Here is a 20,746-nt window from a genome sequence, read left to right as displayed (position 1 = left end):
CGTCAACATACTGTCGAATTTCTCAACACCGCGTAAAGTAGCGGTCGTGGCTACCGTCAGCTCCACCCGCACCTCGAGAGGGCGTCGCTCGGCACGCCCGTCGGGCGACGACCGTGAGCTCGCCATCCTGACCACCGCCGAACGACTGCTGCAGCAGCGTCCGCTCGCCGACATCTCGGTCGACGACCTGGCCAAGGGCGCCGGCCTGTCCCGGCCGACGTTCTACTTCTACTTCCCGTCCAAGGACGCTGTCCTGCTCACCCTGTTCGAACGGGTGATCGTCGAAGCCGACTCAGCGTTGGAAGGCATGGTCACCAATCCCCCGGCCGACCTGAAAGCCTTGTGGCGCATCGGCATCAACGTCTTCGTCGAGACGTTCGGTTCGCATCGCGCCGTGTCGCTGGCCGCCGACGCCGCCCGCACCAACAAGGACCTCCGCGAGCTGTGGTCGCGGTTCATGCAGAAGTGGGTCGGCCACATCGCCACGGTGATCGAGGCCGAGCGCTCCCGCGGCGCGGCGCCGGTGACGCTGCCTGCCCACGAATTGTCGACGGCGCTGAACCTGCTCAACGAGAAGCTGATGCTGACGTCCTTCGCCGACGATCGTCCGTCAGTGCCGAGGGAGCGCTTGCTGGAGACGCTGGTACACATCTGGGTCACCAGCATCTACGGCGGATCTACGCCCGACTAGTCACCGGTTGATGCGAACATATGTTCGTGCGCACCGACGCAAGCATTCTCCATGCGGATCTCGACTCGTTCTACGCGTCTGTCGAACAGCGCGACGACCCGGCCCTGCGCGGCCGGCCGGTGATCGTCGGCGGCGGGGTGGTGCTGGCGGCCAGCTACGAAGCCAAGGCCTACGGTGTGCGCACGGCGATGGGTGGCGCCCAGGCTCGACGGTTGTGCCCGCACGCCGCGGTGGTCCCGCCCAGGATGGCCGCCTACTCGCAGGCCAGTGACGCGGTCTTCGAGGTTTTCCGCGACACCACCCCGCTGGTGGAGCCGATTTCGGTGGACGAGGCATTCCTCGACGTCGGTGGGCTGCGTCGAGTCTCCGGAACACCGGTGCAGATCGCGGACCGGCTGCGCCGCGAAGTACGCGACCGCGTCGGCCTGCCCATCACCGTCGGCATCGCGCGGACGAAGTTCCTCGCCAAGGTCGCCAGCCAGGAAGCCAAACCGGATGGCTTGCTGCTGGTTACGCCCGGACGAGAGCTCGCCTTCCTGCATCCGCTCCCGGTGCGCCGGCTGTGGGGCGTAGGGGCGGTAACCGCCGACAAGCTGCACGGCCACGGCATCGAAACGGTCGCCGACGTGGCTGAGCTCAGCGAGTCGCTGCTCGCCTCGCTGGTGGGCGGGGCGATGAGCGGCCGGCTGTATGCGCTGTCCCGCAACGTCGATCCCCGTCGGGTGTCGACGGGCGTTCGCCGACGCTCGGTGGGCGCGCAGCGTGCGCTTGGCCGCGCGGGCAACACCATGTCGCCCGCCGAGGTCGACGCGGTCGTGATCGGCCTGGTCGACCGGATCACCGGGCGGATGCGAGCGGCGGGGCGAACCGGTCGGACGGTCACATTGCGGTTGCGGTTCAACGACTTCGGCCGGGCCACCCGCTCGCACACGTTGCCGTGGGCCACCTCCTCGACGCAAACCATCCTTGCCGCAGCGCGGCAACTGGTCGCATCCGCCGCGCCGCTGATCGCCGAGCGTGGTCTGACCTTGGTCGGGTTCGCGGTCTCGAAGATCGACCGCAGCGGCGCCGAGCAGCTGATGCTGCCGTTCACCGGGGCGCAACGGCAGCCCGCAGCCGTCGATGCGGCGGTCGACCGGGTGCGTCGCCGCTACGGGAAGTCGGCGCTCACCCGTGGCGTGCTGGTCGGCCGCGACCCTGGCGTGGAGATGCCCCATCTTCCGGACTGATTGCGCACCGGAGATCCCGTTGGCTATATCCCGGGGATCGTCCGCAGGGTGCCGCCGTGCTGCTGGAGGACGGCAACCCCCACGTCGGCCTCGTCACGACTGGGATCGATCTCAAAACCTGCGACACCCTGTGGACGCTCAAATCGGCTGTCGGCTCATTCCGCGACGTATGGCGGATCAACACCACGCTGGTGCAGTTGTCCGACGGCGGAACCGAATTGATGTCGCTGGTGGCTCCGGGCTAACCCGTCCATGCCAGCAGCTTGTCGACCGGCCAGGTGTTGACGATGCGCTCGGCGGGCACACCAGCGTCCAACGCCCGCTGCGCACCGTAGCCGAGAAAGTCGAGTTGACCCGGCGCGTGCGCGTCGGTGTCGATGCTGAAATCACACCCGATCTCCAGCGCGAGGTTCAGCAGACGGGTTGGCGGGTCGCGACGTTCGGGTCGGGAGTTTATTTCGACGGCGGTGCCGTGATCGCGACAGGTGGTGAACACCACTTCGGCGTCGAACTTCGACTCCGGGCGGATTCCGCGGTTCCCGGCGACCAGTCGGCCCGTGCAATGGCCGAGCACGTCGGCGTGGCCGTTGCTGACAGCGCGCACCATCCGGCGGGTCATCGACGCGGAATCCATCGACAGCTTCGAGTGCACGCTGGCCACCACGATGTCGAGGCGCTCCAACAGTTCGGGCTCCTGGTCCAGGCTGCCGTCGTCGAGAATGTCCACCTCGATACCGGTGAGAATCCGCATCGGCGCGAACCGGTCGCGCAGCTCCTCGATCACGTCGAGTTGTTTGCGCAGCCGCTCCGGTGACAGCCCGTTGGCGATGGTCAGCCGCGGCGAGTGGTCGGTCAGCGCACAGTACTCATGGCCGAGCGCTGCCGCGGTGGCCATCATCTCCTCGATCGGCGCCGAGCCGTCCGACCAGTTCGAATGCAGATGCAGGTCGCCGCGTAGCGCCGCACGAATTTCACCACCGCCGAGATCCTCAGCGGCAGATCGTAATTCGACCAGCACGTCGGGCTCCCGCCCACACCAGCCCTGGTCGATCACCTTCGCGGTCTTTGGCCCGATACCCGGCAGCGACTGCCAGCTGTTGGCCTGGCCGTGGCGCTCTCGCTCCGCGTCGTCAAGGCGCTCAACGATGTCGGCGGCGTTGCGGTAGGCCATCACCCGGCGCGAGTCCTCACGAGCCCGGTCCTTGTAGTAGGCGATCTGTCGCAGCGCGGTCACCGGATCCATGGCTTCAGTGTGCCCGCTTGAAGAGAGGTTTAAGTCACCAGCTGGCCGGCGATGAACCCGGCGAGCAGCACTCCGAAGCCGCCGATCTCACCGACGATGAGCAGCGCCATCGACACCTGCGATCCCCGGGTGGCGTGTTCGAACTGGTTGGTGGTGTCGCGCCGGACGCCGTGGATGATGTAGTCAGCGATGGCGCCGACGAAAAAGAACACCACCACCACCGCCGCGGTCAGGTTTACCCAGGTTGGCCAGGCGCTCAGCTCCACGAACGCCGCGAGCAGCAGCGTCGCGAACGAGTAGAGCAGGGCCGCGCGATGCGCGATGTCGACGTAGGGATGCGCGCGGTGATCCGGCGCGGCCATGATCTGGCGGTACTTCCAGACACCGAGGACCAGCGCCAGCAGGAATATCAATCCGGCTGCCAGCAGGGTGATTCTGGTGTCGATGCCCAAATGCCAGTTCATTGCCCGGCGGAGTCTAGTTAGATGTCGGTTTCGGGTGGCCGACTAGTGTGGATGTAATGCGATTCGCGTTCAAAACCTCCCCGCAAGACACCACCTGGGCACAGATGCTCGCCGTCTGGAAGGAAGCCGACGACATCGACGTCTTCGAATCCGGGTGGACGTTCGATCACTTCTACCCGATTTTCGGAAACTCCACCGGCCCGTGCCTGGAGGGCTGGACCACGCTCACCGCGCTGGCCCAGGCCACCACTCGACTGCGGCTGGGCACCCTGGTGACGGGCATCCACTACCGTCACCCCGCGGTACTGGCCAATATGGCTGCCGCCCTTGACGTCATCTCCAACGGCCGGTTGGAGCTGGGTATCGGCGCCGGGTGGAATGAGGAGGAATCCGGCGCCTACGGCATCGAGCTGGGCAGCATCAAGGAACGTTTCGAACGATTCGAAGAGGCCTGCGAGGTGCTGACCAGCCTGCTGAGCCAGCCGACCACCAACTTCGACGGTAAGTACTACCAGCTCAAAGATGCCCGCAACGAGCCCAAGGGACCGCAGCGCCCGCACCCTCCGATCTGCATCGGCGGCAGCGGCGAGAAACGCACGCTGCGCATCACCGCCCGTTACGCCCAGCACTGGAATTTCGTCGGCGGCACACCCGAGCAGTTCGCCCACAAGCGCGACGTGCTGGCCTCCCACTGCGCCGACATCGGGCGCGATCCCAAGGAGATCCGGCTGTCAGCCCACCTTCGCCTGGAACCAGACCGCAACTACGCCAAGGTCGTCGACGACGCCGCCGGCCTGGCCGCCGAGGGCCTCGACCTGGGCATCGTGTACATCGCGCCGCCGCACGACCCGGCCGTACTCGAGCCGCTGGCGGAGGTGATCCGAGACTCGGGGCTGACCACGTAACCCGTTGTCGGCAATTTCCAGATCTCGTTGTTGAGAATCTCAGATAACGAGTCGATTACGTTTAGCAAACACCTGGCTTAATCAGCAGGCCGACGGAGTCGGTGCTCATACGCCGAAGCGCAACAACTCTTCCGCGGTGACCAGGCGCTCGTGCTTGGCGGGGAATTCCCGGCTCTTAACCGGGTGTCGGAACCATAACCAGGCGATTCGCCCGACCCGCGAGCGGGTCATCGGGTTGATGTGCACCATGCTCACTCCTGCGTCAGTCAACTCGAACCGGGCTCCACACGCCTGCGGCGCCCATATCGAGCTATTAGACACCCTTCGGCTGGCAAATTGTGTAAGACGCGCCGGGCGATTTATCAGATGTTGTCGATGTGACAGTAGTGACTAACGTTGCGGAGCGGCTGTGGGCGTGATGGGCGCCGGCAGAGCCGTGTTGCCCATCAGGAATCGGTCCACACCCGCCGCGGCCGCACGGCCCTCGGCGATCGCCCAGACGATCAACGATTGCCCTCGGCCCATGTCGCCCGCAACGAAGACACCGGGCACCGACGCCTCGAAGCTGTCGCCGCGCGCGACATTACCGCGATCGGTGAACTCAACCCCCAAGTCGGTCAGCAGGCCCGCCTTCTCCGGCCCGACGAATCCCATCGCCAGCAACACCAGATCGGCCTCAATTTCGTAGTCGGAGCCCTCGGTCTTGACGAACTTGCCGTCCTGCGTCGTCACCTCGTGCACTTTCAGCGCAGCGACATGCCCGTCACGGCCGACGAATTCCTCGGTGTTGACCGAGAACACCCGTTCCCCGCCTTCCTCGTGGGCCCCCGAGACCCGAAACATCAGCTCATACAACGGCCACGGCGTGGATGGGGCGCGGGTGTCCGGCGGCCGCGGCATGATCTCGAACTGGTGCACGTTGACCGCACCCTGGCGGTGCACGGTGCCCAGGCAGTCGGCGCCGGTGTCACCGCCGCCGATGATGATGACCTTCTTGCCCTTGGCGGTGATCGGTGGCTCACCGTCGGGGCCGAGCACGTCGTCGCCTTCCTGCACCCGGTTGGACCAGGGCAGGTATTCCATCGCCTGATGGATACCGTCGAGCTCGCGGCCGGTGATGGGCAGATCGCGCCACGCGGTCGCGCCGCCGGCCAGCACCACCGCGTCGAAGTCGGCGCGCAACTGCTCGGCAGTGATGTCGACACCGACGTTGACGCCGGCGCGGAATTCGGTGCCTTCGGCCCTCATCTGCTCCAGCCTGCGTTCCAGGTGGCGCTTTTCCATCTTGAACTCAGGAATGCCGTAGCGCAGCAGGCCGCCGATGCGGTCGTCGCGCTCGAAGACCGTCACGCTGTGCCCGGCCCGAGTCAATTGCTGAGCGGCGGCCAGGCCGGCCGGGCCGGAGCCCACCACCGCCACCGTCTTGCCGGTGAGCTGATCCGGTGGCAGCGGCACCACCCAGCCTTCATCGAAGGCGTTGTCGATGGTCTCCAGCTCAATCTGCTTGATTGTCACCGGATCCTGGTTGATCCCGAGCACGCACGATGATTCGCACGGCGCCGGGCAGAGCCGGCCGGTGAAGTCCGGAAAGTTATTGGTCGCATGCAGCCGTTCGATCGCGTCGCGCCAACGACCGGTGCGGACCAGGTCATTCCATTCCGGTATCAGGTTGCCCAGCGGACAGCCGTTGTGGCAGAACGGAATCCCGCAGTCCATACAACGAGTCGCCTGGTGCTGCAGCGTCTCGTGCGGGAAGTCCTCGTAAACCTCATGCCAGTCGCGCAGCCGCAGTGACACTGGTCGGCGTTTCGGCGTTTCGCGATGGGTGTACTTCAGAAAGCCCTTCGGATCAGCCACTGGCGGCCGCCATGATCGCTTGATCGGGATCGGTCCCGCTGCGCTCGGCCTCGGCGATCGCCTCCAGCACCCGCTTGTAATCGCGGGGCATCACCTTGACGAAGCACCGTTGCTCGCCCGCCCAGTCGTCCAAGATGCGCCGTCCGATCGCGGAGTCGGTGGCGTCGACGTGCGCCTGAATCATCCCGTGCAGCCAGTCCAGGTCGTCATCGTCAAGCGCCTCCAGTTCCACCATTTCCGAGTTGAGGTTGTCCGGCAACGCGTCGTCGGGGTCGTAGACATAGGCGGTACCGCCGGACATGCCCGCCGCGAAGTTGCGGCCGGTTTGACCCAGAATCACGACCCGGCCGCCGGTCATGTACTCGCAGCCGTGATCGCCGACGCCTTCGACCACCGCGTGGGCGCCCGAGTTGCGCACGGCGAACCGCTCACCGACCACCCCTCGCAGGAATGCCTGGCCGCTGGTGGCGCCGAACAGGATAACGTTGCCGCCGACGATGTTGTCCTCGGCGACATAGTCCGACGGCACGTTGTCGGACGGGCGCACCACGATCCGGCCCCCGGACAATCCCTTGCCCACGTAGTCGTTGGCATCGCCGTACACCCGCAGCGTGATGCCCGTAGGTAGGAACGCGCCAAAGCTGTTGCCCGCCGAACCGTCGAAAGTGATGTCGATGGTGCCATCCGGCAACCCTTCGCCGCCATAGGCTTTCGTCACCTCATGGCCGAGCATGGTGCCAACAGTTCGGTTGACGTTGGCGATCGTGGTAGAAAATCGCACGGGTTTGCCGGAGTCCAGTGCCTCGCGGCTCATCACGATCAACTGCTGGTCCAGCGCCTTGTCCAGGCCATGGTCCTGGCTGGAACTGCAGTACAAATCCTGATTCATGAACGCCGATTCCGGCTCGTGCAGCACCGGTGTCAAGTCAAGTTTGTGCGCCTTCCAGTGCTCGCGGGCCAAGGTGGTATCCAGCGACCCGACTTGGCCCACAGCCTCATTGAGGGTGCGGAAACCGAGCTCCGCCATGTACTCGCGGACCTCTTCGGCGACAAACAGGAAGAAGTTCTCCACGAACTCGGGCTTGCCGGTGAAGCGCTCCCGCAGCACCGGGTTCTGGGTGGCCACCCCGACCGGGCAGGTGTCCAGGTGACACACCCGCATCATGACGCAACCGGACACCACCAGTGGAGCGGTGGCGAAGCCGAATTCCTCGGCACCGAGCAGCGCCGCGATCATCACATCGCGGCCGGTTTTGAGCTGGCCGTCGACCTGGACAACGATCCGGTCACGCAACCCGTTGAGTAGCAACGTCTGCTGGGTCTCGGCCAGCCCGAGTTCCCACGGCGCGCCGGCGTGCTTCATCGACGTCAGCGGCGTGGCGCCGGTACCGCCGTCGTGCCCGGAGATCAACACAACGTCGGCGTGTGCTTTAGAAACACCAGCCGCGACCGTCCCCACCCCGTTCTCGGAGACCAGCTTGACGTGGATGCGCGCAGACGGGTTGGCGTTCTTCAGGTCGTGGATCAGCTGGGCCAGGTCCTCGATCGAGTAGATGTCGTGGTGCGGAGGTGGTGAGATCAACCCCACCCCGGGGGTGGAGTGCCGCACCTCGGCAATCCACGGATAGACCTTGCCACCCGGAAGTTGGCCACCCTCACCGGGTTTGGCGCCCTGCGCCATCTTGATCTGGATGTCAGAGCAGTTGGTCAGGTAGTGCGAGGTGACGCCGAACCGGGCCGACGCGACCTGCTTGACGGCGCTGCGGCGCCAATCACCGTTGGGGTCGCGGTCGAAACGGCTGACGTGCTCACCGCCCTCTCCGCAGTTCGATCGGCCACCCAGCCGGTTCATCGCGATCGCCAGCGTCTCGTGCGCCTCGGCGGAGATCGAGCCGTAACTCATCGCACCGGTGGCAAAGCGTTTGACGATCTCGCTGGCCGGCTCCACCTCATCGAGTGGGACCGGCGGACGGATCCCCTCGCGAAACTTCAGCAGGCCGCGCAACGATGCCATCCGCTCACTCTGGTCGTCGACCAGCCGGCTGTAATCCTTGAAGATCTTGTACTGGCCGGTGCGGGTGGAGTGCTGCAATTTGAAGACGGTTTCCGGGTTGAACAGGTGGTATTCGCCTTCACGGCGCCACTGGTATTCGCCCCCCACCTCGAGTTCGCGGTGTGCGCGTTCGTCGGGCCGATCCAGGAAAGCCAGCCCATGGCGGGCCGCGACATCAGCGGCGATGTCGGCGAGGGTGATTCCGCCAGTGGGGCAGGTCAATCCGGTGAAGTACTCGTCGAGAATCTCCTCGGACACGCCGACGGCCTGGAACAGCTGGGCCCCGGTGTAGGACGCCAACGTCGAGATGCCCATCTTGGACATCACTTTCAGCACACCCTTGCCGGCGGCCTTGATGTAGTTCTGCAGTGCCTTCTCGCGGTCGAGCCCTTGGAGCACGCCACGGTCCAGCATGACCTCGATCGACTCGAACGCCATGTACGGGTTGATCGCCGCTGCACCGAAGCCGACCAGCGCGGCCATGTGGTGGACCTCACGGGCGTCACCAGACTCGACCAGCAGTCCGACTTTGGTACGGCTGCGTTCGCGCACCAGGTGGTGGTGCACTGCGGCGACCGCCAGCAGCGACGGGATCGGGGCCATCTTCTCGTCGGATTCCCGATCGGACAGGATGATGATCCGCGCGCCGTCGGCGATCGCCGCCGAGGTCTGCGCACGCACCTCATCGAGCGCCGCCTTCAGACCGGCGCCGTTCTCGGCGACCGGATACAGACATCGAATCACCTTGGACCGCAACCCGTGCCGACGGCCATTGACCTCCACGTCGGGGTCGAGATTGATCAGCTTGGCCAGTTCGTGGTTGCGCAGAATCGGCGTCGGCAAGTTGATCTGGCGACAAGAATCCTCGTTCGGGTTGAGCAGGTCCCCCTCCGGCCCGACCATGCCCTGCAGACTGGTCACCACCTCTTCGCGGATGGCGTCCAGCGGTGGGTTGGTCACCTGCGCGAACAATTGCTGGAAATAGTCGAACAGCATCCGCGGCCGCTGGGAGAGCACCGCGACCGGCGTGTCGGTCCCCATCGAGCCGATGGGCTCGGCGCCGGTACGGACCATCGGCGCCACCAACAGGTTGAGCTCCTCGTAGGTGTAACCGAACACCAACTGCCGCAACACGACCCGATGGTGCGGCATCCGCACGTAGTTGCCCTGCGGCAGCTCGTCCAGCGGAATCAAGCCGTTGTCGAGCCACTGCCGGTACGGGTGCTCAGCGGCCAACTCGGCCTTGATCTCCTCGTCGGCGACGATGCGGCCCTGCGTGGTGTCGACCAGGAACATCCGGCCGGGTTGCAAGCGCATCCGGCGCACCACCGTCGACGGGTCGAGGTCCAGCACACCGGCCTCCGACGCCATCACCACCAGTCCGTCGTCGGTGACCCAGATCCGCGACGGCCGCAGGCCGTTGCGGTCGAGTACGGCGCCCACAATCGTGCCGTCGGTGAACGTCATCGACGCCGGGCCGTCCCAGGGCTCCATCAGCGAGGAGTGGTACTGGTAGAAGGCCCGCCGCGCCGGGTCCATCGACGGGTGGCGCTCCCAGGCCTCCGGGATCATCATCAGCACCGAGTGGGCCAGGCTCCGCCCGCCCAGATGCAGCAACTCGAGCGCCTCGTCGAAGCGCGCGGTGTCCGAAGCGCCCGGGGTGCAGATCGGGAACAACTTGTCGACGTTGTCGTAGGACCCGAAGATGTCGGTCTTCATCAAGGCCTCACGGGCCCGCATCCAGTTCTCGTTACCGGTGACGGTGTTGATCTCGCCGTTGTGGGCAATGCGGCGGAACGGGTGCGCCAACGGCCACGACGGGAAGGTGTTCGTCGAAAACCGAGAGTGCACGATACCCAGCGCACTGGTCAGCCGGTCGTCTTGCAGGTCGAGATAGAACGCCTTGAGCTGCGGAGTGGTGAGCATGCCCTTGTAGACGAACGTCTGTCCGGAAAGGCTTGGGAAATAGACGGTTTCGCGACCCGGACCGTCCTGCCCGGGTCCTTTGTTGCCGAGTTCGTGCTCCGCGCGCTTGCGGATGACGTAAGCACGCCGCTCCAATTCCATGCCGCTGGCGCCGGCGATGAAGAGCTGACGGAAGGTGGGCATCGCGTCACGGGACAGCGCGCCCAGCGACGACTCGTCGGTCGGCACGTCGCGCCAGCCGAGCACCTGCAGACCCTCGGCTTCGACGATCTTCTCCACCGCAGCACACGCCGCCGCCGCCTCTTTCGACGATTGCGGCAAAAACGCGATGCCGGTGGCGTAACTACCGGCTTCGGGCAGCTCGAAGTCCACAATCGAACGCAAGAAGTGATCGGGGGCCTGGATCAGGATGCCGGCGCCGTCACCACTATGCGGCTCGGCGCCTTGTGCGCCGCGATGCTCGAGGTTGAGCAGCGCGGTGATCGCCTTGTCCACGATGTCGCGGCTGCGGCGGCCGTGCATGTCCACGACCATGGCCACCCCGCATGAGTCGTGCTCGAATGCGGGATTGTAGAGCCCGACGCGGTTGGGCGCCATTCTCACCTGACCCTCCACCAGAACTTTCTGCCGCGGAATTTATCAATCGCTCCGTTGGCGCCGCGCCCGGAAGGCTTGCGGGCTAGGCCCCATCGGTCTTGTCGATACGCTGGTCGCCTGGCGGCGGTGATCCGGTTGAGGATGCATCCGTGCAGCGCTGAACGGTGGCCCTGTACCCGGTCGCGACAAGTCGTAAAACGATATGACAAAACCCGCCTGACATGCCAACTTGACCAATACTAACCCGTCGATCGGGGGCGCGGCTTCGCTGCGGCGGCACCGGTCGGCGGGTTTGCCGGGTCAGTATGTGTCGCTGCGTATTTGGACCCGCCGAAGGGTGTTTGCTGGGCGGGCACGCCCCAGGTATGCGTGCGCGTGACGCGCAGCGGCAGTTTGCTGTGATCGCGGTCAAACGACGCGAAATCGACCGGGCTGCTCACCCGGAATCACGCCGGCCAAGTGATGCACCTCACCATAAGTCGAGGCAGCGCCGCTCTACGGGTCGATTCGGAAAGCAATTTCAGGTCCTGCGGCCTGTCCGCGCCGGTAGCGGACAACTTTGCCGAAGACATTGCCCGGATTTTTTGTGCGACCAGCGCCCGCTAGCCCACCGCCGTCAGGACGATCGCCAAGCCGACTGGCGGACCGGATAGCCACCCCGCTCGGCCAGTGAACGCAGCCGGCGAAGCGCGTGGGTGCGCCCGCGCCCGGCTTCGGGAATGACGACGCCGGCCCACATCCCCTCGGCGCGCGGCATCTCGCAGGCCTCCCGCGCGCACAACCAGCGCCGCGGGCAATTCAGGCATCGAGGCGGGTCTGTTCGGCAGGCACTTGATCGGGCGCTGGCGCAATATCAACGACAGCTACTCCTACGGTTCGCTGCACTTTGCGGTGCTGCCCGGTGAAACGATGCTCGACGGTTACTACACCGGGTATCTCAGTGACAGCCAAGTCGTTGCCGAACGATGGCGATGGGTCCGCGTCGAACCGCAGTCGGCGGAAGGTGTCGACGTGAACACCGTGGTGCTGGGTGAGCCGCGGCGCATCTACGATGCCATTGTCGGGCGTAGCCCCTTCGATGCACCGATTCCGCTCGAGCAGCTAACGGAGAATCCATGAGCTCGGCCAAAGAGGACGCACGCAAGCTCATCGACATCTACATCCGCGCATGGACCACCCAAGACCCCGATCTGATCCTCACCATCTTCACCCCGGCCGCGACTTACCACGAACGGGTGCTGGAGCAGCCCATCCGTGGCCACGACGGCATTCGGGAGTACTGGCAGACCAAGGTCGTCAAGGAACAGGCCAACATCTCCGCCGAGTTGCTCAGCCTCTATCTCGACGGCACGACCGCCATCGCCGAGTGGGAAGCGCGGTTCGACGACGTCGTCAAGGGACACCGCAAGCGCATGCGCGAGGTCGCCATCCTGGAATGCGACGGCGATCGGATCGCCAGCTTGCGTGAATACTGGACATCCGAGTCACTGAGCTCCTGACCTACCGAGACTGCGATTTCGAGTTGACGATGAACGACCATGACGATTTCCTGCGGGGCCGGCTAGCGCCTGCGCAGCGCCCCGGCCCGGCGGGGCCACCGCCACGCCCGCAGGCCAACGATCCTAGAGCGGTGCCGCCCCCGTGGTCCGCGCCGCCGCGTCCCGGCCCTGCGCCTCATCGGCCTGTATGGGGCGGCATCGACATCTCGCAGGTTGCGCCCAAACCGCGGCGCCCCAGCCCCCAGCACGGCTGGCGCCGCATCGTTCACAGGGCGACTTTCGGCCTGATCAACCCCGGGCCATCGACCCAGGAAAAGCAAGAAGCCGCTGATGAGGCCGCCATTGCCTCAGCACTTCACGGCAGCTTCAAAGTGGGCGTGCTGGGCAAGGGCGGTGTCGGGAAAACCACCATCGCCGCCTGCGTCGGGTCGATCTTCGCTGAGTTGCGCCGGCAAGACCGCGTGGTGGCGGTCGACGCCGACACCGCGTTCGGTCGGCTTGGCAGCAGGATCGACCCGCGGATCAGTGGCTCGTATTGGGAACTGACGTCCGACCGGAATCTTCAGTCGTTCGCCGATGTGACCTCGCGCGTCGGCAGCAATTCGGCGGGTCTGTACGTGCTGGCCGGGGAACCGACGGCCGGTCCGCGCCGCGTGCTTGATGCGGCGCTTTATCGCGAAGCAACGTCGCGGCTCGACCGTCACTTCACGATCTCGATCATCGACTGCGGTTCCACCATGGACGCGCCGGTCACCCAGGAGGCGCTGAGTGACCTCGATGCGCTGATCGTAGTGTCGTCGCCGTGGGCAGACGGGGCTTCCGCAGCCGCGCAGACGATGGAATGGCTGGCGGCACACGGCCGCACCGGCCTGCTGCAGCACACTGTGGTGGTTCTCAACGATTCTGACGGGCATTCTGATAAGCAGACCCGCTCAGTTCTGGCGAATCAGTTTCTCAACCGCGGCCAGACCGTGGTGGAGGTGCCCTTCGACCCGCACCTGCGGCCCGGCGGCGTCATCGACGTGAAGGGCGAGATGGCTCGCGCGACGCGACGCACATTCCTGCGCATCGCCGCATCAGTCGCGGGATTCTTCGCGTCACGCCCAGACGAAAAGCCGGAACAACCCTGATCATTGCGCTCGGGCCGACGGGTCCGCGGTGGCTTCGATCTTGGTGACCAGGTCTCCGCGGATAGTCAGCACGATCACGGCGAAAGGCCGCCGGTCGGCGAAGGCCAACAGCACCGGCTGGCCCGCAGGACCGCTGACGACCGTCACGCCCGGCCCCAGGTAGCGCAGCAGATTGACCGCGACATCGTGCGGGCCATGGTTGATCTGGGGTGGCGGGGCTGGCTCGAGGAGCACCGTCCCGACACCCCATACCGTCGGGTCCAATACCGCGGCCAAGGCCTGCAGATCGCCGTTGGCGCAGGCGGTGATGAATTTCTCGGTGACGAGCTGGTGCTCGGCCACCGCTACGTCGCCCGGCTTCGGCTGCGCCAGCGCGAATTTCGCCCGCGCCCGCCGTGCCAGCTGGCGGCAGGTGCCGACCGGACGGCCCACTGTCTCGGCAATCGCGTCGAACGGAACCCCGAACACGTCGTGTAACACAAACGACACCCGCTCGCCCGGGCTGAGCCTGCGCAGCACCTCCAGCAGCGCCGTGCGGACCTCGTCGTCGAGGGTGATCTGATCAGCCGGGTCCAGCCGACCGGATTGGTTGAGCGCCGCCACCTCTGGGCCGATGTCGCCGGGTCGCTCGTATCGGGCGCGCGCGGAACGCACCTGATCCAGGCAGAGCCGGCCAGCCACCACCGTCAGCCAGGCGCGGACATCATCGATCTCGTCGGGATCGGTGCGAGAAAGCCGCAGAAACGCCTCCTGCGCAACGTCTTCGGCGTCGCCGACGTCGCCCAGCATCTGATAGGCGAGATTGACCAGGTACGGGCGATGCCGACGCCAGGCCTCGGTGATCCGGTCTTTCGCTGACTGCGGTTGGCTCATTCATTCACGACGATCTGGTCGGCCAAAAAGTTACGCGGTGCGGCAGTAACTTTTCCATCTTCTGGCCCGTCGTAGATGAAAAGCACTTTTTGCGAAGGAGACCATCGTGACGATCGTCGTGACCGGAGCGACCGGCAATGTCGGCCGCCCGCTTGTTTCGGAGCTAGCCGCCGCAGGTGCGCGGGTGCGGGCGGTCACCCGCACACCCGAGGCCGCCGGATTTCCCGACGGCGTCGAGGCGGTGTACTCGGCCGTCGACGTGCTGCCCGGGGCCACGGCGGTGTTTCTCAACTCCCGCGCGCTGGGCGGCGACCTCGCCGACGTGGTTGCGCTCGCGCGGCGCAGCGGTGTCACCAAGCTGGTTGCGTTGTCAGCTATCAACGCCGACGATGACTTCTCGCGCCAACCGTCGCGGTTTCGCGGTGACCGCAATAAGGAGGTCGAGCAGCTCGCCGTCGACTCCGGCCTGGACTGGGTGAGTCTGCGGCCCGCGGTGTTCGCGTCGAACTTTGTCGGCATGTGGTCGGCGCAGGTTCGTGCCGGCGACGTCGTCGGTGGGCCGTACGCCGCGGCGTCGTCCGCGCCGATCGTCGAAACCGACATCGCCGCGGTGGCTGCGCAGGCACTGCTGACCGATGAGCTTGTCGGACAGCGGATCCCGCTGACCGGGCCGCAGGCTTTCACCAATTCCGAACTGGTGGAGACCATCGGCACCGTCCTGGGGCGCCCGCTGCGCTACCTCGAGGTGCCACCGGATGTCGTGCGGCAGCGCTTCATCGGTTTGGGTCTGGGAGCCGAATTTGCCGACGCGTACACGGCGATGCTCGCCGACGCGCTGGACAAGCCGCCGCTGGTGACCCGCGAAGTGGAGAAGATCACCGGCCGTCCGGCAACCACTTTCGCCCAGTGGGTAACTGAGCTCCGCAACCTGTTCACGAAATAATCAAGGAGGCAAGACATGTCTGATCCCCGCCCACCGAGTTACCTCAAACCGATGAACAAGGTGATGATGGCCGTGCAGAAGCTCGGCATACCGACCGGGCCTGCCATGGTGTTGACAGTGCCCGGACGCAAGTCGGGTCAGCCGCGCAGCACGCCCATGACACCGTTCAAATTCGACGGCAGCCTCTATGCGGTCGCCGGTTATCCCGGCGCGGAGTGGGCCGCCAACGCCCGGGCCGCGGGCACCGGCACGCTCAGCCGGGGCCGCGGCTCCCGCCCGGTGAAGATCGTCGAACTGACTGCCGCACAAGCGCGCCCGATACTTCGGGCGTACCCGGTGCAGGTCCCGGTCGGTGTGACGTTCGCCAAACGCTCCGGCATGGTGGTCGACGGGACCTCCGACGAATTCGAGGCGCTGGCAGGGCGCCTCGCGGTGTTCCGGTTCGACCAAGTCACGTCGGGATAGTGCGGTGGGACTGGATGATAACCATGAACGTCCTGGCCAGACACCACGCGATACCATGCCCGGAACGCCGCCGCGGCGATGGAACGTGGCCTGCTGATTGACGTCCGTGACCTGTTCGCGTAGCGCGGCAACGGTTTCTACCCCCGCACAGTCCGTCATTGCTTCCAGTGCCTGTGTTGTCTGCTTGCCCATCTGGCCCATAGCGCTGTCGCCAGGCAAAGAGTCTGTCTCGCGCTGCTGGACACTGAAACTGGACTCTTGTTAATGTCGCAGCGTGATTGTCGAGTCGGGGCGACCCGGCCCTGAATGCGCCCGTAAGGGCGGGCGTTGCACCGCGTGAGCCGCCCGGGCAATAGCAATCGCGACCCTGTCGGCGGTGAGGGCGCCACCGCACCATTGCCACCACAGGATTCCGGGCAGCAAACGGACTCCGCAGCGCGGAGGCCGTTGTTGTCGAAAGCATCCGAGGCACACCCGGGCGTCCAGCACGATAGCGCGCCCGCCCAGCCTAGCTGGGCGGCGCCTCCGGCGGCGGCCTCGACCATGCACCGACAGCACGGCGTACATGTGCCGCCAAATCCCAACCGGCCTCCGACAGGGGACCCGCAGCCATCGCAGGCCAATCGGCCGCCGGCCGCGAGACCGCCGTTTTCCATCACCCCAGCACCACCAGCGACGGCCCGTGCCGGGCACGCGTCCCCAACAACGGCCGAAGCCGCCTCGTGGGAGCTGACAACCGAAGAGCTGCGCGCAGCCGAGGTGATTACCGAGCACAAGGTGCCGTCGGCCAAAGGGTGGCGAAAATGGTTGCGGGTGGTGACTTTCGGCTTGGTCACGATGGAGCAATCGCCCGACGAACGCCGGTTTCGCCTGCTCAACGCCATCGTCAACAGCTCTCTGCTCGGCTCGTATTCGGTGGTGGTGCTCGGCGGCAAGGGTGGGGTGGGCAAGACCACCACCGCGATCGGTATCGGTTCGATGTTCGCGTCGGTCCGCAAGGACAAAGTGGTGGCCATCGACGGCAACCCCGACATCGGGGCCAATCTGGCTGAGCGGATCGACCCGACAGCGGCCTCCTCCTACCGCGAGGTGTTGGCCGACGACCGGATCGAGCGCTACGCCGATATGCGCTCGCACGTCGGACAAAGCCCTGTCAGCGGGCTCGACGTGCTGGCCGCCAACCGTCAGGTCAGCGAACGGAAACTGCTCGATCCCAAGACCTACCATGCCGCGTACGAACGTCTGCAGCGGTTTTACTCAGTCTTCGTTACCGACGCCGGCACCAACGTCGAGCATCCGGTGATGAAGGGCCTGCTTGCCAAGGCGGACTCGATCATCGTGGTCGCCTCCACCACCCGCGACAGCGCCCAAGCGGCGGGCAAGGTGATGGACTGGCTGCGCGAATCAGGCCACCACGAGCTGCTCGCACGCTCGGTCGTGGTACTCAACGACGTGACCGGACGCAGCGACCGCAAACTGATCGCCACCCTAGTGAAGACGTTTGCTCGGCGTGTTGGCGGCGACCGGGTATTCGTGTTGCCCTACGACCGGCACATCGCGGCGGCGGGGGTTGTCGACATCGACCAGCTGCGCCCGGCGACACGGCGACAGTTCCTGGAGATCGCCGCCGCGGTGGCGACGAACTTCCCGGCGACGCCAAAGCCGCAATGACCGCCGACCACGGGAGCGACGCGGGCCCTATCGACGTGAGCTTTTCTGTCCTGCCGACGTCAAATTCCGTCCTTCGCGGCGTTCGTCAAGATCGGCGATGCCTAAGTTGCTGAGGTGCACGATTGGGCGACGCCGGATCGCATAGCGGTGCGTCGGTTCGCCACGGGCATGAACTGAGACGTCACCAAGCAAACTAGCCAGGTCGCGCGATGGCCTCAGGGGCTCCAGCTGACCGGCGGCGCCCCGCGCTGGAGGCGTTCGGGCATTCACCCGGCGGCCGGCTCAAAACTGCCGGCGCCCACAAACCCTCAGAATCCGCGTTGGCAGCCTTCAGCCCATTTCCGAAACTCAACAGCCACTTTCGCGGTACGGATCCTGCGGGGCGCAATCACCGCCACGGTTTCGAGCGCGTTTACAGTAGCAAGCGATGTCGCTATTCTCGGCCCTTGCCAATCAGTATTGATAGCGGGGCCTGTTGCGGCGTCGCCGCATAGCTGAATCGAGGGAATTATGGCCGAAGCTCCGGCCCAAGGTGACACGCAAATTATCGTCAGTCTGGCCCAGGCGGCGATGGCGGTGCACTCGTCGGCGATCGATGCATTGCCCGCACCAGAAGACCCACGGTTTCACGATCGCGCCGAGGGTCTTTTGTCCGGTCTGCGCAAACTTCAAATCGCGCTGACCGACGCGGCTCGCACAGATAGAAGTACGTTATCGGTCATCGTGGCGTTGGGCGAAGTCCGTAGCCGCTATAACGACCTGATGGTCGTTGCGGCCGGAGCGCCGGACGCCACATTAGGTCAGCAGCTGTACGTCGCCTGCACACGCGCGTACCTATCCGCCGACGAGGTAGCGGTCAGCGCGGGTCTGCGGAAAGATCTGCTCGACGGCCTCGAAGCCGGTCAAACACCCACGAAGGACGAGGCCAGAAAGATCAAGGACCTTATCGCGGCGCTAGGCAACCTCGCCAACTTCGGCGCGGCGGAATCCGCCGGCCGGCCAGTTCCCGCTTTCAACGCCGCTAACGACACCGAAGGCTGGGATGAGGAATCGATAGCCGAACCCGTCAGCGGCTAACACGCGTAAAAGTCGCCCCTGCGGCAGACGTTGATGGGAGCCATCACAGGTGAACTGCGGCTATTCCGTGACATCCCCCGTGGCGCGGGTTCCCGGTAGAAGGAGGCCGCAGGCATGCGGGTGAGATCGCCAACGACTCGACGGCGGGGCTATCGACGCAGTCTGACACCGTTTGGCGGATTCGGTGGGTGCTTATGGGCGATGGCGCGTGTGCCGGGCCTGGGGTCCGGAAGCATTCTGTTCGGCGGCGATCACGTCGGCCAGCCGTTCGAGTGCCCCGGCGACCGTGCGTAACGCCTGCGCGAGGGAGGCCGGCTCCGGCGTTGCGTGCGGGTGGCCGGCCCCGCCGCCATACGGGCGGTCAGCAGCCAGGGGCGCGGCAGGCGTCGGGGTCGCCGGGTCCACTGGCACGCGACCTAGGCGTGGGCCAGGCTCGGGCCGATCGGGGCGAGGACCCTGATTGTGCGGTTCGGCGTGGCCGCCGAGGCGAAAACCCCACTCGTCCCAGCGAAACCAGCCGCGCCATCGGCCGGTGTCGTAGGCAAGCCCTTGATGGGCGCCTGGGTGACCATAGCTCAGCGTGCAGGGACATTTCGGTGGCACCCTATGACCGCCAGCGGCGACCAGCAGCGACCGCCGCAGCGGCTCATGAAGTATCACGCTTGCCGGGCAGGTGGCGCCGCGGGTGGCCCGGCGACTGTCGTTGATTCCGGCAACAACCCGGCGCGGGTACTCCACCGACTATTTCCTTCGCCCGGGGGTGCGCTAGCTCCATCAGTGAGCATGCCCGACCACGCGGCCAAACACCGCCATTTCGGGCGCATGTCGCCGCCAGACAACACCGCGATTCGCTCGTGCGGTTCGCCGCATCGGCGAGGATGAGCAATACCTGATAGCGGGAGCGGCGATCAGTTCGGCCGCGGCCCACGCCGCACCTGAGCCCGGTCAGGGCGATACGCTCGACACCTACGGGCGCGCCAAGCGCGCCGCCGGCACCTACCGCTACTACCAGGATTTCGCGGCGGGCCGTGCGGCACCACGCACACCCAACGCGTCGACACCACCAACGCCGACCGCACCCGCGGCTACAACCGCGCCGAACACCTGCACCAGCACGCGAAAACCGAAGCGGGCGAACCAATCAGCAAAACTCCGCTACAACCTATCCGGCGTGTCCCAGAGACCTACAGACCTCCAACGTGGCCCCCACCTGGAGAATGCGGCACTCGGCCCACCACTTTCCAAGCCATCACAGACCCTCATTCACGTTCAGGCCAGCAAATCTGCCTTCAGCACCGGACATTTTCATCCACGTTGTCGTCCGATCCCTAGTGCGCTGCGTGGCGCTCAAAGCTGCACCGGCACATGCTTTTCCGCGCACGCGTCCACGACGGCCGCGACGATGTCCTGGGTGCGCAGAGTCTCCAGGTCTTCGACAGTCACCGAGCCTTTGTCGGTGCGGTGCTGCGCAGCGACGCGAGAATCGCGCAACCGCTCGGCACGCTCGACGACGTTGCGAGCGAAACGGCCGTTCTGCATCACGTCGATTCCGTGGCTGCCGTCCGGCGCCAGATATGCCCGCAGGGTCTTACACGCGATGTTCAGCGCCTCGCGGGCGGCGGGCTCGATCACCGTCGCGCGCGGTGCGCCGTAGCGGACGGCAATCTCCACCAGTTCGTCAGGAGCGTACGACGCGAAGCGCAACTTACGATTGAATCGGCCCGCCAAACCGGGGTTGACGGTGAGGAATTCGTCGACTTCCTTCTCGTAGCCCGCGCCGATGAAACAGAAGTCGAACCGATGCACCTCGAGTGCGACAAGCAGCTGGTTGACCGCCTCCATGCCGATCATGTCCGGGCGGCCGTCGTAGTGGCGCTCCACCAATGAGTAGAACTCGTCCATGAACAGGATGCGTCCCAGCGAACGGGCGATCAGCGCGTTGGTTCTCGGGCCGGATGCCCCGATGTGCTCGCCGCAGAAGTCGGCCCGTTTGACTTCGATGATCTCGGGATGCCGCACGATGCCCAGCCCGGCGTAGATCTTTCCCAGCGCCTCGGCTGTGGTCGTCTTTCCAGTTCCGGGTGGGCCGACGAGAAGCATGTGATTGGTCTGATTGGTCACCG

19 protein-coding genes and 1 pseudogene are annotated in these 20,746 nt (G+C 65.6%); 11 read left to right on the top strand and 9 right to left on the bottom strand.

Annotated elements, in window-relative coordinates:
• Positions 1-46 precede the first annotated feature (46 nt).
• Genes ACLQI9_RS04910 through ACLQI9_RS04900 form a run of 3 tightly spaced genes read left to right on the top strand, consistent with a single transcriptional unit; the run spans position 47 to position 2,165 of the window.
• The gene (locus ACLQI9_RS04910) at positions 47-691 is read left to right on the top strand and encodes a TetR/AcrR family transcriptional regulator (RefSeq protein ID WP_442385054.1); all 645 of its coding nucleotides are present in this window, start codon (positions 47-49) and stop codon (positions 689-691) included.
• Positions 692-711: 20 nt separating this feature from the next.
• Complete coding sequence (gene dinB / locus ACLQI9_RS04905) at positions 712-1,920, top strand: DNA polymerase IV (RefSeq protein ID WP_442385056.1); 1,209 nt, start codon at positions 712-714, stop codon at positions 1,918-1,920.
• Between the two features lie 56 nt (positions 1,921-1,976).
• Positions 1,977-2,165 (top strand): hypothetical protein, encoded by a 189-nt coding sequence (locus ACLQI9_RS04900; RefSeq protein WP_442385058.1) that lies wholly within the window; start codon positions 1,977-1,979, stop codon positions 2,163-2,165.
• Here the strand turns inward: ACLQI9_RS04900 and ACLQI9_RS04895 are convergent.
• Both ACLQI9_RS04895 and ACLQI9_RS04890 read right to left on the bottom strand, forming a co-directional pair.
• The gene (locus ACLQI9_RS04895; protein ID WP_442385060.1) at positions 2,162-3,163 is read right to left on the bottom strand and encodes a PHP domain-containing protein; all 1,002 of its coding nucleotides are present in this window, start codon (positions 3,161-3,163) and stop codon (positions 2,162-2,164) included. The genes ACLQI9_RS04900 and ACLQI9_RS04895 overlap by 4 nt on opposite strands.
• Before the next feature lie 29 nt (positions 3,164-3,192).
• The gene (locus tag ACLQI9_RS04890; RefSeq protein ID WP_442385062.1) at positions 3,193-3,627 is read right to left on the bottom strand and encodes a hypothetical protein; all 435 of its coding nucleotides are present in this window, start codon (positions 3,625-3,627) and stop codon (positions 3,193-3,195) included.
• A 56-nt stretch (positions 3,628-3,683) separates the two neighbouring features.
• Here ACLQI9_RS04890 and ACLQI9_RS04885 point away from each other — a divergent pair, with 56 nt between their 5' ends.
• Complete coding sequence (locus ACLQI9_RS04885) at positions 3,684-4,532, top strand: LLM class F420-dependent oxidoreductase (protein ID WP_442385064.1); 849 nt, start codon at positions 3,684-3,686, stop codon at positions 4,530-4,532.
• A 105-nt stretch (positions 4,533-4,637) separates the two neighbouring features.
• Here ACLQI9_RS04885 and ACLQI9_RS04880 read toward each other — a convergent pair whose 3' ends face one another.
• The 4 genes and pseudogenes from ACLQI9_RS04880 to ACLQI9_RS04865 all read right to left on the bottom strand — a co-directional run.
• Positions 4,638-4,781 carry a hypothetical protein gene (locus ACLQI9_RS04880; RefSeq protein ID WP_442385118.1) on the bottom strand — a complete coding sequence of 48 codons (144 nt, stop codon included), beginning with the start codon at positions 4,779-4,781 and terminating at the stop codon, positions 4,638-4,640.
• A 141-nt stretch (positions 4,782-4,922) separates the two neighbouring features.
• The gene (locus ACLQI9_RS04875; RefSeq protein ID WP_442385066.1) at positions 4,923-6,389 is read right to left on the bottom strand and encodes a glutamate synthase subunit beta; all 1,467 of its coding nucleotides are present in this window, start codon (positions 6,387-6,389) and stop codon (positions 4,923-4,925) included.
• Entirely contained in the window at positions 6,382-10,965 is a 4,584-nt protein-coding gene (gltB, locus tag ACLQI9_RS04870; protein ID WP_442385068.1) for a glutamate synthase large subunit, read from the bottom strand. Before gltB ends, ACLQI9_RS04875 begins: the two co-directional genes overlap by 8 nt.
• Before the next feature lie 616 nt (positions 10,966-11,581).
• Positions 11,582-11,770, bottom strand: a pseudogene (locus ACLQI9_RS04865) (WhiB family transcriptional regulator); the annotation flags it as partial.
• 26 nt (positions 11,771-11,796) lie between these two features.
• On the opposite strand from ACLQI9_RS04865, the gene ACLQI9_RS04860 reads away from it, so the two are divergent.
• Genes ACLQI9_RS04860 through ACLQI9_RS04850 form a run of 3 tightly spaced genes read left to right on the top strand, consistent with a single transcriptional unit; the run spans position 11,797 to position 13,594 of the window.
• Positions 11,797-12,084, top strand: coding sequence for a hypothetical protein (locus tag ACLQI9_RS04860; RefSeq protein WP_442385070.1), 288 nt, complete (start codon positions 11,797-11,799; stop codon positions 12,082-12,084).
• Entirely contained in the window at positions 12,081-12,464 is a 384-nt protein-coding gene (locus ACLQI9_RS04855; protein ID WP_442385072.1) for a nuclear transport factor 2 family protein, read from the top strand. The genes ACLQI9_RS04860 and ACLQI9_RS04855 overlap by 4 nt, the downstream gene beginning before the upstream one ends.
• A gap of 29 nt (positions 12,465-12,493) precedes the next feature.
• Positions 12,494-13,594, top strand: coding sequence for a MinD/ParA family ATP-binding protein (locus ACLQI9_RS04850; RefSeq protein ID WP_442385074.1), 1,101 nt, complete (start codon positions 12,494-12,496; stop codon positions 13,592-13,594).
• Here the strand turns inward: ACLQI9_RS04850 and sigI are convergent, their stop codons facing one another.
• Positions 13,595-14,467, bottom strand: a complete 873-nt coding sequence (gene sigI, locus ACLQI9_RS04845) for an RNA polymerase sigma factor SigI (RefSeq protein WP_442385076.1) — start codon at positions 14,465-14,467, stop codon at positions 13,595-13,597.
• 106 nt (positions 14,468-14,573) lie between these two features.
• Here sigI and ACLQI9_RS04840 point away from each other — a divergent pair, with 106 nt between their 5' ends.
• The 4 genes from ACLQI9_RS04840 (at position 14,574) to ACLQI9_RS04825 (ending at position 18,623) form a co-directional block, all read left to right on the top strand.
• Positions 14,574-15,410 carry an NmrA family NAD(P)-binding protein gene (locus ACLQI9_RS04840; RefSeq protein WP_442385078.1) on the top strand — a complete coding sequence of 279 codons (837 nt, stop codon included), beginning with the start codon at positions 14,574-14,576 and terminating at the stop codon, positions 15,408-15,410.
• Between the two features lie 15 nt (positions 15,411-15,425).
• Positions 15,426-15,875, top strand: coding sequence for a nitroreductase family deazaflavin-dependent oxidoreductase (locus ACLQI9_RS04835; RefSeq protein ID WP_442385080.1), 450 nt, complete (start codon positions 15,426-15,428; stop codon positions 15,873-15,875).
• A 759-nt stretch (positions 15,876-16,634) separates the two neighbouring features.
• A complete protein-coding gene (locus ACLQI9_RS04830; protein ID WP_442391204.1) occupies positions 16,635-17,546 on the top strand; it encodes a MinD/ParA family ATP-binding protein in 912 nt (303 codons plus the stop codon).
• Positions 17,547-18,056: 510 nt separating this feature from the next.
• Positions 18,057-18,623, top strand: coding sequence for a hypothetical protein (locus ACLQI9_RS04825; RefSeq protein WP_442385084.1), 567 nt, complete (start codon positions 18,057-18,059; stop codon positions 18,621-18,623).
• Between the two features lie 192 nt (positions 18,624-18,815).
• On the opposite strand, the gene ACLQI9_RS04820 is transcribed toward ACLQI9_RS04825, so the two are convergent.
• Both ACLQI9_RS04820 and ACLQI9_RS04815 read right to left on the bottom strand, forming a co-directional pair.
• Positions 18,816-19,361, bottom strand: a complete 546-nt coding sequence (locus ACLQI9_RS04820) for a hypothetical protein (RefSeq protein WP_442385086.1) — start codon at positions 19,359-19,361, stop codon at positions 18,816-18,818.
• Between the two features lie 609 nt (positions 19,362-19,970).
• Positions 19,971-20,746 (bottom strand): AAA family ATPase (locus ACLQI9_RS04815; protein WP_442391202.1); only part of this gene is annotated, 776 nt, incomplete at its 5' end.

The sequence above is a fragment of the Mycobacterium sp. genome, from assembly GCF_052143115.1.
In the GTDB taxonomy this organism is placed as follows: Bacteria; Actinomycetota; Actinomycetes; order Mycobacteriales; family Mycobacteriaceae; genus Mycobacterium.
Note: the sequence above shows the minus strand (reverse complement) of the source record. Positions and strands in the feature narration are given on the sequence as shown.

Coding starts and splice junctions, on each gene's coding strand:
- dinB (WP_442385056.1), top strand. CDS start 712: ATGTTCGTGCGCACCGACGCAAGCATTCTCCATGCGGATCTCGACTCG.
- ACLQI9_RS04895 (WP_442385060.1), bottom strand. CDS start 3,163: ATGGATCCGGTGACCGCGCTGCGACAGATCGCCTACTACAAGGACCGG.
- ACLQI9_RS04890 (WP_442385062.1), bottom strand. CDS start 3,627: ATGAACTGGCATTTGGGCATCGACACCAGAATCACCCTGCTGGCAGCC.
- ACLQI9_RS04885 (WP_442385064.1), top strand. CDS start 3,684: ATGCGATTCGCGTTCAAAACCTCCCCGCAAGACACCACCTGGGCACAG.
- ACLQI9_RS04880 (WP_442385118.1), bottom strand. CDS start 4,781: ATGGTGCACATCAACCCGATGACCCGCTCGCGGGTCGGGCGAATCGCC.
- gltB (WP_442385068.1), bottom strand. CDS start 10,965: ATGGCGCCCAACCGCGTCGGGCTCTACAATCCCGCATTCGAGCACGAC.
- ACLQI9_RS04855 (WP_442385072.1), top strand. CDS start 12,081: ATGAGCTCGGCCAAAGAGGACGCACGCAAGCTCATCGACATCTACATC.
- ACLQI9_RS04850 (WP_442385074.1), top strand. CDS start 12,494: ATGAACGACCATGACGATTTCCTGCGGGGCCGGCTAGCGCCTGCGCAG.
- sigI (WP_442385076.1), bottom strand. CDS start 14,467: ATGAGCCAACCGCAGTCAGCGAAAGACCGGATCACCGAGGCCTGGCGT.
- ACLQI9_RS04835 (WP_442385080.1), top strand. CDS start 15,426: ATGTCTGATCCCCGCCCACCGAGTTACCTCAAACCGATGAACAAGGTG.
- ACLQI9_RS04825 (WP_442385084.1), top strand. CDS start 18,057: ATGGCCGAAGCTCCGGCCCAAGGTGACACGCAAATTATCGTCAGTCTG.